At 62.8% G+C, this 12593-nt stretch carries 8 protein-coding genes and 1 tRNA gene; 3 read left to right on the forward strand and 6 right to left on the reverse strand.

Annotation, left to right across the window (positions count from 1 at the left end; translation table 11 throughout):
- The first annotated feature begins 537 nt into the window (after nucleotides 1–537).
- Nucleotides 538–1578: an HNH endonuclease gene (locus IRZ12_RS10360; RefSeq protein ID WP_296468064.1), complete on the forward strand. Its 1041-nt coding sequence runs from the start codon at nucleotides 538–540 to the stop codon at nucleotides 1576–1578.
- A gap of 83 nt (nucleotides 1579–1661) precedes the next feature.
- Here IRZ12_RS10360 and IRZ12_RS10365 read toward each other — a convergent pair.
- From IRZ12_RS10365 to prpB, 4 genes are all read right to left on the reverse strand, one after another.
- Nucleotides 1662–1740: transfer RNA gene (locus IRZ12_RS10365), tRNA-Ile, on the reverse strand.
- Nucleotides 1741–1847: 107 nt separating this feature from the next.
- Nucleotides 1848–3299, reverse strand: a complete 1452-nt coding sequence (locus tag IRZ12_RS10370) for a bifunctional 2-methylcitrate dehydratase/aconitate hydratase (protein WP_296468066.1) — start codon at nucleotides 3297–3299, stop codon at nucleotides 1848–1850.
- Between the two features lie 108 nt (nucleotides 3300–3407).
- Nucleotides 3408–4583: a 2-methylcitrate synthase gene (gene prpC / locus IRZ12_RS10375; protein ID WP_296468069.1), complete on the reverse strand. Its 1176-nt coding sequence runs from the start codon at nucleotides 4581–4583 to the stop codon at nucleotides 3408–3410.
- A 41-nt stretch (nucleotides 4584–4624) separates the two neighbouring features.
- Nucleotides 4625–5515: a methylisocitrate lyase gene (gene prpB / locus IRZ12_RS10380; RefSeq protein WP_296468071.1), complete on the reverse strand. Its 891-nt coding sequence runs from the start codon at nucleotides 5513–5515 to the stop codon at nucleotides 4625–4627.
- Nucleotides 5516–5729: 214 nt separating this feature from the next.
- Between prpB and prpR the strand changes: the two genes are divergently transcribed.
- Entirely contained in the window at nucleotides 5730–7709 is a 1980-nt protein-coding gene (gene prpR / locus IRZ12_RS10385) for a propionate catabolism operon regulatory protein PrpR (RefSeq protein ID WP_296468072.1), read from the forward strand.
- A gap of 21 nt (nucleotides 7710–7730) precedes the next feature.
- Here prpR and IRZ12_RS10390 read toward each other — a convergent pair whose 3' ends face one another.
- Complete coding sequence (locus tag IRZ12_RS10390; protein ID WP_296468076.1) at nucleotides 7731–8924, reverse strand: acyl-CoA dehydrogenase; 1194 nt, start codon at nucleotides 8922–8924, stop codon at nucleotides 7731–7733.
- Between the two features lie 195 nt (nucleotides 8925–9119).
- Between IRZ12_RS10390 and IRZ12_RS10395 the strand changes: the two genes are divergently transcribed.
- The gene (locus IRZ12_RS10395; protein WP_363322230.1) at nucleotides 9120–10082 is read left to right on the forward strand and encodes a LysR family transcriptional regulator; all 963 of its coding nucleotides are present in this window, start codon (nucleotides 9120–9122) and stop codon (nucleotides 10080–10082) included.
- Nucleotides 10083–10167: 85 nt separating this feature from the next.
- Here the strand turns inward: IRZ12_RS10395 and rpoD are convergent, their stop codons facing one another.
- Entirely contained in the window at nucleotides 10168–12531 is a 2364-nt protein-coding gene (gene rpoD, locus IRZ12_RS10400) for an RNA polymerase sigma factor RpoD (protein ID WP_296468074.1), read from the reverse strand.
- Nucleotides 12532–12593 lie beyond the last annotated feature (62 nt).

The following is a 12593-nucleotide window of genomic DNA, read 5'->3' on the forward strand; positions in this document are numbered from 1 at the left end:
TACCTCAATGTGCTTCGTTTCCAACGATGGCCTCCTTGCGAACGAGGGGGTCAGTTCCTCGTGTCGCTAGGGGGTCAATTTACGGTGTCGCCTGACAGTTGGCGAGTCCTTGGGCACCCGGCGAAGCGAATGAGACTGGGTTCTGGCCAGCTCTGTGCGGCACTACGCTTTTTGGTGCACATCATGGAATTTTCGCCCGATCATCAGCAGATGGGTTTATTAGGCTTGTCGGGTTGTCTCCAGTCCCCGGGAAAGAGGCATGCGCAACCGACCTGCACGTACTGAACGTTAGAAGGTTCGTTCAGTAGTGGAAGCCATCACGTGGCAACGCCAAAGAAGTCATTTGTCGTATCGGGGTGCAGGGAAGCGCTTGGTCATTCGCAAACTTTGATGCAAAACTTGAAAACTCACTTAATGAGGCTCCCTGCCAACTATTTATGAGTGCCCTCCCTGGTCGAAATGGGACCAACGAGGTGCACTAAAACCTCCTTCCCACGCCGACCTCGTTCCAGTGGTCGTAGGAAACACGTAAAGGTTATGCCGACCTGTCGTATCTGTCTGCATTCATACAAAAGACTCAAATATGAAACCAAGGACATCGCTATTTGCAAGCGATGTGTGAGCGTACTCAATGAATCCCCGGAGCCAGCGAAATTCGCTCTTGAAAGATGGACCGAGAAGCTTGCGAACGGGATGCGCCGAAATGCAGAAAAAGACCTCCTGTCTGATGATCTGTGGAGACAAAAGAAAGCACAACGCATCCTCGCTGACGTGGAAGCAGCGGCGCGCGATGCATTGGACGGCTGGCTCACGAAGCTGCTGAAGAATCCCAGTAATAGCAGTCGTGACTTCCGCCTCATCCGTGCATATCGCCGCGGCCTGCTACGAATGGACGGGTACACTAGCCGCAACAGGAATTGGGAAGAGGTGGCCCGCCAAATTCGGCTACGAGACAACTATAAATGTACAGCGTGCGGCGCCACGGACACCATTCTCGACGTGCACCACATCGTGTACCTCAGCCATCACGGTACCAACCAAAAGCATAATCTGGTGACGCTTTGCAGAGCGTGCCACGAACAAGAGCATGGAAGAATATTCGACTTGGCGGAAACAGAAGACTGCGCGCCTGACTCGCCTATCGAATATGAGGAGGGATTATCCCCGCCCACGGAAGCCCACCAACAATCAACAGCCGAAATTCTGGATCGGAAAAATCGAACTACAACAGAGAGAGAAAAAACGACGAACCTCCCTCGGGCTAATGTCGTTCCTGCTCAGCGCAACCCTACGCTAATCGCGGAGCCCTCTTCCTTCGATTCAAATCGTGCCGTCCCTCCCTCCGCACATCAAGGGCACCATTCCGCGCAGCCCGAGCCCAGTCATTTGTTCTCGAGAAAAACGGCACCAATACCGACGCAGAACGCTAATGCACCCGCCCCAAAGGTGGAATCACCGCTCCCACCGCCCGCACTAAGCCAACGCGCCCTTGGCAAAAAGCCCTCCTCCCGCGGAATGTCGTGGCTCATATTCGCGATCATCATCGTTCTTATGCTCATTGCGATGCTTCGCGCATAGTTGGCCCGTTCTGACCAGCGTGTTCTGGTACAACCCACAGCAAAAGGCCAACCCGAACGGTTGGCCTAAGTGCTTGATTGAATTGGTGGGCCCCCTGGGAGTCGAACCCAGCACCAACGGATTATGAGTCCGCTGCTCTAACCAGGCATGAGCTAGAGGCCCGAGGGCGCAATTCTACACCGACTTGGGAGCGGGGCGCAGCCGGTGCCGCCCCGCGCCAGGCAGTACTCTCCCCGGTCGTTCCGGGGAGCCCCGCCCCTTCGCGCTCGTCAGATCACATACAAATCCACATACTCGTGTACCGGCATCGCCTCGAGGGTCTTCTGGTCCAACGAGACGTCTAGGATCGCCTGTTGCTGCTTGGGCGGGAAGCGGCGCGCCAGGTTGGTCCGGAACTTGGCCTCTAGCAGAGGTATGCCTTCCTTGCGGCGGCGCTTGTGGCCGATCGGGTATTCGCAGACGATCTCTTTGAGTTTCTTGCCGTCTTTGAATTCCACGGTCAGCGCGTTGGCGATGGAGCGCTTGTCGGGATCGTGGTAGTCCTTGGTGAAGGCAGGATCCTCGACGCAGACGATCTTGTCGCGCAGCTGGTCGATGCGCGGGTCTTTGGCGACTTCGTCTTCGTAATCCGCCGCGGTCAACCGGCCGAAGAGAATGGGCACGGCGACCATGTATTGGATGCAGTGATCGCGGTCGGCGGGATTGTTGAGCGGCCCCTTCTTGTCGATGATGCGGATGCAGGCCTCGTGCGTGCGGATGGTGATTTTCTTGATGTCCTCTGCGCTGCGGCCCTGCTTCTTGAGCTGTTTGTGGATTTCCATGGCGCACTCCACCGCGGTCTGGGCGTGGAATTCGGCCGGGTAGGAAATCTTGAACAGCACGTTTTCCATGACGTAGCTGCCGTAGGGGCGCTGGAATTTGAACGGCTGGCCCTTGAACAGCACGTCGTAAAAGCCCCAGGTCTTGGCGGTCAGCACCGACGGGTAGCCCATTTCCCCGGTACGGGCGATGAGCGCGAGCCGCACGGCCCGGCTGGTGGCATCGCCTGCGGCCCAGCTCTTGCGCGAGCCGGTGTTGGGCGCGTGGCGGTAGGTTCGCAGGCTGTGGCCGTCCACCCAAGCCAGCGACACCGCATTGATCAGTTCCTCGCGGTTCAGCCCGAGCAATTGGCCGACCACGGCGGTCGAGGCCACCTTGACCAGCACGACGTGATCCAGCCCCACTCGGTTGAAGGAGTTTTCCAGGGCGATGCAGCCCTGGATCTCGTGGGCCTTGATCATGGCTGTGAGCACGTCTTTCATCAGCAGCGGCCTCTTGCCTGCGGCCACGGCCTGGCGCGAGAGCCAGTCGGCCGTCGCCAGGATGCCCCCGAGGTTATCCGAGGGGTGTCCCCACTCGGCGGCCAGCCACGTGTCGTTGAAGTCCAGCCAGCGGATCATCGCGCCGATATTGAAGGCGGCCTGGACCGGGTCGAGCTGGAACTGGGTGCCAGGTACTTTCGCGCCATTCGGTACCACGGTGCCGGGCACGATGGGGCCGAGCAGCTTGGTGCACGCCGGGTACTCGAGCGCCTCCAGGCCGCAGCCCAGCGTATCGATCAGGCAATTGCGCGCGGTCTCGTAGGCGAGCTTGCTGGTAATGCGTTTTTTCAGGACGTAGTCGACGATGTCGACGAGCACTTGGTCGGGTTTGGGTCGTTGGTTGCTTATCGCGGCAGACATGAAGTTTCCCCTGCGCATCGCGACGCCCGTGATAGCCTGCGATTCGGCGCCGCCGGTGCGCAGGCCCTGGGGTGCGCGATACGCGCATTGCGGGTGGGTTGACGGTAATTACTTGCGCTTGGCCAGCGGCACGAACTTGCGGTTTTCGGGGCCGACGTAGTTGGCGCTGGGGCGAATGATCTTGTTGTCAATGCGCTGTTCGATGATGTGCGCGGACCATCCCGCGGTGCGCGCGATCACGAACAGGGGCGTGAACATGGCAGTCGGCACCCCCATCAGGTGATAGCTCACGGCGCTGAACCAATCGAGGTTGGGGAACATCTTCTTGACGTCCCACATCACGGTCTCCAGGCGCTCGGCGATCTCGAACAGCTTGGTGTTCCCGGACTCTTTGGACAAGCGCCGGGCCACTTCCTTGATGACCTGGTTGCGCGGGTCGGACACCGTGTAGACGGGATGCCCGAAGCCGATGACGACTTCCTTGTTCTCGACCCGGCGCCGGATGTCCGCTTCAGCCTCGTCCGGGGTCTCGTAGCGGCTCTGTACCTCGAAGGCCACCTCGTTCGCGCCGCCGTGCTTGGGGCCGCGCAGTGCGCCGATGGCGCCGGTGATGGCCGAGTACATGTCGGACCCGGTGCCGGCGATCACGCGCGCCGTAAAGGTGGAGGCGTTGAACTCGTGCTCCGCGTACAGGTTCAGCGAGGTGTGCATCGCGCGCACCCACGACGCCGGGGCCGGTTTGCCGTGCAGCAGGTGCAGGAAGTGTGCCCCGATGCTGTCGTCGTCGGTTTCCACCTCGATGCGTTCGCCGCGGTGGCTGTAGTGATACCAGTAAAGCAGCATGGAGCCGAGTGAGGCCATCAGGCGGTCGGCGATGTCGCGTGCCCCCGGCAGGTTGTGGTCGTCCTTTTCGGGAAGCACGCAGCCGAGCGCCGAGACCCCGGTGCGCATGACGTCCATGGGATGGCTGGCAGCCGGTAGCCATTCCAGCGCGGCCTTGACGTTGGCGGGCAGGCCTCGCCAAGCCTTGAGCTTGGCCTTGTAGGCTGCCAGTTCGGTGCGGTTAGGCAGCTTGCCGTGCACCAGCAGGTAGGCGATCTCTTCGAATTCGCATTCATCCGCGATGTCGAGAATGTCGTAGCCGCGATAGTGCAGGTCGTTGCCGCTGCGCCCGACGGTGCACAAGGCGGTGTTGCCCGCCATCACGCCTGACAGCGCCACCGACTTCTTTGGCTTGGGGCCGGAAGCAGGCTGGTCTTTCTGGTTGGATACCGTTGCGCTCATCGTCTCACTCGCTCCTTTCAGCAGTTATTCGTGCGGGGCACTCATCCCTTCTTGCTCTTGAACAAGTCGTCCAGGTGTTGCTCGAACGCGTGGTAGCCGATGCGATCGTATAGCTCTTCCCGCGTCTGCATCATGTCGATCACGTTCCGCTGGTGCCCGTCGCGGCGGATTGCCGTGTACACCGTCTCGGCGGCTTTGTTCATGGCCCGGAACGCAGAGAGCGGGTACAGCACCATGGAGACGTCGGCGCTGCGCAGCTCGTCGACCGAGAACAGCGGCGTCTTGCCGAACTCGGTGATGTTGGCGAGCACGGGCACCTTCACGGCTTCGGCGAACTTGCGGTACGTCTCGAGGTCGTACGCCGCCTCGGGGAAGATGCCGTCGGCACCCGCTTCCACGCAGGCCAGCGCGCGCTCGATGGCGGCATCCAGGCCCTCGACGGCGATGGCATCGGTACGGGCGATGAGAAAAAAGTCCGGGTCCGTCTTGGCGTCGGCCGCCGCCTTCACGCGATCGACCATCTCCGCGGCCGAGACGATTTCTTTGCCGGGACGATGGCCGCACCGCTTGGCGCCGACCTGGTCTTCGATGTGGCACGCGGCCGCGCCGAACTTGATGAGGCTCTTGATCGTCCGGGCAATATTGAAGGCGGAGGGACCAAAACCGGTGTCGATGTCCACCATGAGGGGCAGGTCACAGACATCGGTGATGCGGCGCACGTCGGTCAGCACGTCATCCAACGTGTTGATGCCGAGGTCGGGTAGCCCCAGCGAACCGGCCGCCACGCCGCCGCCGGAAAGATAGATCGCACGGAAACCCGCGCGCTTGGCCAGCAGCGCATGGTTGGCATTGATGGTGCCGATGACTTGCAATGGATGCTCGTCTTGCAGCGCCTGCCGGAAGCGGGCGCCCGGGGAAGTCGGTTGGGCCATGATGAAACTCGTTCGATGGAAATGCCAGCTTACTGCAAAGACTGTGCCACGCCACGCGCGTCTACCGCCGATGGCCTCGCACGGGCCGCAATGCCCGGGGCTCCTTGCGTTTGCCCCCCGAGGCCGCGCTCCGCCACTGCGCTTGGCGCGCACCTAGCCATTTCAAATTTGAAATCCCTATAATCAAATCTGATACCAACTTCGCGATCCGACCATGCCCTCCGTCGCCGCCCTCCCCACCCGCTCTGCGCGTCCTACGATATGGGCCATGGGCATCAGCCGCGTGGCACGCGCCTTCGCCGACCTCACGCCCGCCTACGCGAGCCAGGCCGATTTCCGCATCGTCGACGAAGGGTTCGAGCAGGCCGCCCGCTCCATCAACGAAGCGGCCAAGCGCGGACGGGTCGATGCCGTGGTGGCCGGAGGCTCGAACGGCGCCTACCTGCGACAGCACGTCGACGTCCCCGTGATCCTGATCAAGGTCACCGGCTTCGACGTCATGCATGCGCTGACCACTGCCAAGCAATTGTCGAATCGCATCGCTTTGGTCACGCACGCGTCCACCTTTCCCGAAACGGAGGCGTTCAAGCAGGCCTTCGGCCTGGACTTCCCCAGCCACAGCTACGTGACCGTGGAAGACGCCGCGGCCCAGGTCAAGGCGCTCAAGCGCGCCGGCATGGAGGTCATCGTCGGGCCGGGCCTGGTTTCGGACCTCGCCGAACAGCAGGGCCTGGCCGGCGTTTTCCTCTATTCCACCAACTCGATACGCGTGGCGCTGGAAGACGCCATCGAGGCCGCGCGGCTGGCCCGCATCGAACAGCGCCGGCGCGAGTACCTGAATACGGTGCTGTCACACCTGAACGAAGGCGTGGTGGCGGTCGATGCGGAAGGCCGGGTGCAATCCCTAAATCCGCCCATGGAGCGCCTCCTGGGCGTGCGGCAGGACCAAATCATCGGCCGCCGGCTGGAAGAGGAAGTGCCGGCCATCTCGCTCGATGGCCCACTGCGCCACGGCCAGAAGGAGCTGGAAACCATCCAGAAGGTCAATGACAAGGTCTTGATCCTCAACCGCATTCCCATCCAGAGCGGCGGCGAACTCCTGGGCGCCATCGTGACCGCCCAAGACGCGAAGGCCATCCAGCGGGTAGACCGCAACCTGCGCACGGGTGCCACGGTGCGCCCGGCCGGCACGCGCTACGAATTGAATGACCTACTGGGCAGCTCGCCCGCGATCCAGCGCGTACGCGAACTGGCCAGGCTGTATGCCGATGTGAGCTCGACGGTGCTGATCGAAGGCGAGAGCGGCACGGGCAAGGAAGTCCTCGCCCAGGGCATGCACCGTGCCAGCCCGCGGCGCGACTTCCCCTTCGTCGCCATCAACTGCGCAGCCTTTCCCGAGCCGCTGCTCGAAAGCGAATTGTTCGGGTATGAAGAAGGCGCGTTCAGCGGCGCGCGCAAGGGCGGCAAGACGGGTTTGTTCGAAGCTGCGCACAATGGCACCATTTTCCTCGACGAGATCGGCGACATGCCGCTCGCGTTGCAGGTCCGGCTGCTGCGCGTGCTGCAAGAGAAGCAGGTGCTGCCCATCGGTGCCTTGGAACCCGTTTCCGTCAACGTCCGGGTCATCGCGGCCACCCACCGCGACCTGCACGCCATGGTGCGCAACGGCGAATTCCGCCGCGACCTCTTCTACCGGCTCAACATCCTGCGCATCGCCATGCCGCCCCTGCGCGAACGAGAGGGCGACATCGAAGAATTGGCGGAAGTCCTCTACCAGCGGGCGCAGCGGCGCCTCGGCATCGCGCGACCCGTGCGCCTCCCCGCCTTCGTCAAGGCGCTGTGCATGAAGTACGACTGGCCCGGCAACCTGCGCGAGATGGAAAACGTGCTCGAGCGCGTGGCTGTCTCGCACGCAGGCCGCAAGGTCAGCCGCAAGGAACTGGAGCTGGAATTGGAAATCACGGTCCCGGAGCTCTACGATGCGAGAAACCGCGAGGCCGGGCCTGCACAAGAGGCGACTTTCGCGCCGCTCGAGGAAGTCGCCCGTGCCAGCGAGGCGGCGCATATCCGGCGCGTCTTGCAGGCTTGCAACGGCGACCGGGCAGCAGCTTGCCGGATTTTGGGCATCAGCCCCGCGACGCTGTGGCGCAAGCTCAAGGGCGGGGACGAGGCGGAACGCGCGAGCCGCTCCTGACTTCGCCCCGCCGCACGACGATCAGCAGAACGCCTGGATGCCCGTCTGCGCGCGCCCCAGGATCAGGGCGTGGATGTCGTGCGTGCCCTCGTAGGTGTTGACCACCTCAAGGTTGACCAGGTGGCGGATGACACCGAACTCGTCGGAGATGCCGTTGCCCCCGAGCATGTCGCGGGCCAGCCGGGCGACGTCCAGCGCCTTGCCGCAGGAGTTGCGCTTCATGATGGAAGTAATTTCCACGGCGGCGGTGCCTTCGTCCTTCATGCGGCCCAGGCGCAGGCAGCCTTGCAGGCCGAGCGTGATTTCCGTCTGCATGTCAGCCAGCTTCTTCTGGATCAATTGGTTCGCGGCCAGCGGACGGCCGAACTGCTTGCGATCCAGCACGTACTGGCGGGCGGTGTGCCAGCAGTACTCGGCGGCACCCAGCGCGCCCCAGGCGATCCCATAGCGGGCGGAGTTCAGGCAAGTAAACGGGCCGCGCAGCCCCTTCACGTTAGGCAACAGGTTCTCTTCGGGCACGAAGACCTCGTCCATGACGATTTCGCCGGTAATGGACGTACGCAGCCCCACCTTGCCGTGGATCGCGGGTGCCGACAGCCCTTTCCAGCCCTTTTCGAGGATGAAGCCGCGGATATTGTCTTGGCCGTCTTCTTCCTTGAGCTTGGCCCAGACGACGAACACGTCGGCGATCGGGGAATTGGTGATCCACATCTTGCTGCCCGTCAGGCGGTAGCCGCCGTCGACCTTGGTGGCACGCGTGACCATGGAGCCGGGGTCAGAGCCGTGGTTGGGTTCGGTCAGGCCAAAGCAGCCGATCAACTCGCCCGTCGCGAGCTTGGGCAGGTATTTCTGTTTTTGCGCTTCGGTGCCGAACTCGTAGATGGGCACCATGACGAGCGACGACTGCACGCTCATCATCGAACGATAGCCAGAGTCGACGCGTTCGACTTCCCGCGCGATCAGTCCATAGCTCACGTAGTTCAGCCCCGGTCCGCCGTATTGCTCCGGAATCGTCGGCCCGAGCAAGCCGAGCTCGCCCATTTCGCGGAAGATGGCCGGGTCGGTTTTCTCATGGCGGAAGGATTCCAGCACGCGCGGCATGAGCTTGTCCTGGCAGTACGCGGCGGCGGCTTCCTTGACCATGCGCTCTTCGTCGGTGAGCTGCTGGTCGAGCAACAGGGGATCGGCCCAGTTGAAAGAGGCGGGCTTGTGCATAAGTTTCATGTCTCGCAAGAAGTTGTCGGAACAGGAGAGAGCCGCGGGCAACGAAACCTGACCATCCAGGCCTCAACCCATGCGCAATACACGCACGATAAACGCAATCGGCGTCGGCGCCAAACGAGTTCTTTTCATCAACCTGTGCGTTTTCTGCACTTGGTAAAGTACGGGCATGGAATATCCGCGAGACCGATGATGCGCCGCAAACTTCCCAGCACGGCCGCGCTGGTCGCCTTCGAGGCGGCCGCGCGTCACCAGAGTTTCACCAAGGCGGCGGCGGAGCTGTCGCTGACCCAAAGCGCCATATGCCGGCAGATCGCCGGGCTCGAGTCCTTCCTCGGGCTGAAACTGTTCCGCCGGACCAAGCGAGGCGTGGCGCTGACCCAGGCCGGCCAGACCTATGGGGAGGTCGTCGCGCGCAGGCTGGACGAAGTCGAGCGCGACACCCTGGACATCATGGCTCGGCGCGGCGAGGGCGGCGTGCTGGAGCTGGCATCCGTCCCCACCTTTGCCACGCGCTGGCTGGTGCCCCGGCTGGGGGACTTCGAGCGCCAGGCACCGAACATCGTGATCAACATCACGCCCCAGAGTCGCCCTTTCCTGTTCGAAGGCACGCCCTTCGACGCTGCCATCTACGCGGGCGACGGCCCGTGGCCCGGCACGGAAGCCGTTTTCCTGATGCCGGAAAAACTGGTGCCGGTTTGCTCTCCCAAGCTGCTTGGGGTGCGCAAGCGCATCATGCCCGAGCAATTCTCGGCCTATCGCCTGCTGCAGCAGAGCACCCGGCCGTACGCATGGCGCCAATGGTTCGCCGCCCAGAACGTCAGCCACCCGCACGACTTGAGCGGACCGAAATACGAGCTGTTCTCCATGCTGGTCGAGGCGGCCATCCACGGGCAAGGCATTGCGCTGGTGCCGCGCCTGATCGTGGAGCAGGAGCTCGCCTCCGGGCGCCTGATCATCGCCTGCGAGCGCGAATCCGTGCGGGACAAGAATTACTACCTGGTATTGCCGGAATGGAAGACCGACCACGAGCCGCTGCGCCTGTTCGCCCAATGGGTAGCCGACCAGGCCGCCCGTTATCGTGAACAGCATGGCTTGGAAGGCGAAACGCCTCCGAGCCCGCGCCGCCGGGCGGGAGCCGCCGCGGCCTGAACGCCCGCCGCAGCGCGCCCACGAAAAAGCCCCCCGGCCTTGCGGCGCGGGGGGCGTGGAGGCGTCGCCTAGGCGCGGGCGAAGCTCATTGCCCTTCGAGGAAGCTCTTGAGCTTGTCGGCCCGGCTCGGGTGACGCAGCTTGCGCAGGGCCTTGGCTTCGATCTGGCGGATGCGCTCGCGCGTCACGTCGAACTGCTTGCCCACTTCCTCCAGCGTCTGGTCGGTGCTCATTTCGATGCCGAACCGCATGCGCAGCACCTTGGCTTCGCGCGGCGTCAGCGAATCCAGCACTTCCTTCACGACGCTGCGCATGGATTCGTGCAGCGCGGCGTCCGACGGCGCCAGGGTGGTGGTGTCTTCGATGAAGTCGCCCAGGTGCGAATCGTCGTCGTCGCCGATGGGCGTTTCCATCGAGATCGGCTCCTTGGCGATCTTGAGGATCTTCCGGATTTTGTCTTCCGGCATGTCCATCTTTTGCGCCAAGGTCGCCGGATCGGGTTCCGCGCCGGTTTCCTGCAAGATCTGGCGGCTGATCCGGTTCATCTTGTTGATCGTCTCGATCATGTGCACCGGAATGCGGATGGTGCGCGCTTGGTCGGCGATCGAACGCGTGATGGCCTGCCGGATCCACCAGGTCGCATAGGTCGAGAACTTGTAGCCGCGGCGGTATTCGAATTTGTCCACCGCCTTCATCAAGCCAATGTTGCCTTCCTGGATCAGGTCCAGGAACTGCAGGCCCCGGTTGGTGTACTTCTTGGCGATGGAAATCACCAGCCGCAGGTTGGCCTCCGTCATTTCGCGCTTGGCCTTGCGGGCCTTGGCCTCGCCGGTGGCCATCTGCTTGTTGACCTCCTTCAGGTCCTTGAGCGGCAGCACCACGCGGGCCTGCAGGTCGATCAGCTTCTGCTGCAGCTCCTGGATGGCCGGAACCTGGCGCGACAAGGTCTCGGAGTACTCGTGGCCGGCGTTGACTTCGTCGATGACCCACTGCAGGTTGGTCTCGTTGCCCGGGAAGGCCTTGATGAAATGGCTGCGCGGCATGCCGGCGCGATCCACGCAGATCTGCATGATCGCGCGTTCGAGCTGGCGCACCTCTTCGACCTGCCCGCGCAGGGTGTCGGCCAGGCGCTCGACCATCTTGGCCGTAAAGCGTATGCCCATGAGTTCCTGCAGGATGGTTTCCTGCGCGGCGACATAGGCTTCCGACTTATAGCCGTCGCGCTCGTACGCCTCCCGCATTTTCTCGAACCAGCGCTTGACGTTGTCGAACTTCTCCAGCGACTTGACGCGCAGCTCTTCGACCTGCTTGCTGCTCATGCCGCCCGCAGGGGCATCGTCATCCTCGTCGTCGTCGCTCGAGCTCACGCCCGAACCGGCATATTCCTCGCCGTCGTTCGGATCGATCAGCCCATCGACGATTTCATCGATCTGGATCTCGGAATTGCGCACGCGCTCGGCATGCTCGAGGATTTCGTTGATCGTGGTCGGACACGCGGAGATCGCCATCACCATGTGCTTGAGGCCGTCCTCGATGCGCTTGGCGATCTCGATTTCCCCTTCACGGGTCAGCAGCTCGACCGACCCCATTTCACGCATGTACATGCGCACCGGATCGGTGGTGCGGCCGAAATCGGAGTCCACCGTGGAGAGCGCCGCCTCGGCCTCTTCCTCGGCATCGTCGTCGGACGAAGCCACGGGAGCGTTTTCGTTCAGCAACAGGGTTTCGGCATCGGGCGCTTGGTCGTAGACCGAAATCCCCATGTCGTTGAACGTGCTGATGATGCCGTCGATGGCTTCGGCGTCGACCAGGTCATCCGGCAGGTGGTCGTTGATTTCACCGTAGGTGAGGTAGCCGCGGTCCTTGCCGAGCTTGATCAGCTGCTTCAACCGGTTGCGGCGCGCCTCGTATTCTTCGGGCGAAACCGGGCCACGGGCGATGAGGTCCTTGGGATCTGCCTTGCCACGCTTGCCGCGCCCCTTGGGAATCTTGATTTCCGGGATGGGCTCGACATCGACGTCGTCGGTCACGTCGTCGAAATCGGCATCGGCAGGCTCGGCCTGCTTGGATTCTTTGGGCGGACGGCCCGGGCGGCGGCCTGCGGGCTTGGCCAGCATGTCGGTGAGTTTCTTCTCCGCGGCCTTCTTCTCGGCAGCAGAGGCAGCCTTCGCGGTCTTGGCGGCCTTCTTGGCTGCCTTCGCGGCCGGCTTGGCCTTCTCGGCCGGCGCCGCTGCTTCGACCGGCTCGACCACGGGCTCGAAATCAGTGTCGACCGTCCGGGCAACAGCCTTGGCGTCCAGCACCTTGGTGCGCGCCCGGCCTGCCGACCTGACCGTTACCTTGACGCCACCTGTTTCCCCGGCCTTGGACGCCGCCTTTTCCTTGGCCTTGTCTTGCCCTTCGGCTTTGGATTTGTTCACAGTCAGCGTCTTGCCTGTCGTCTTCGCCATGGTCGGTCAACCACTCCTAATATTTCATCTGGAGGCCGGCTCACCCGGCCTCCACCCTGATC

This window comes from Pigmentiphaga sp., assembly GCF_019689535.1.
Classification (GTDB): domain Bacteria; phylum Pseudomonadota; class Gammaproteobacteria; order Burkholderiales; family Burkholderiaceae_B; genus Pigmentiphaga.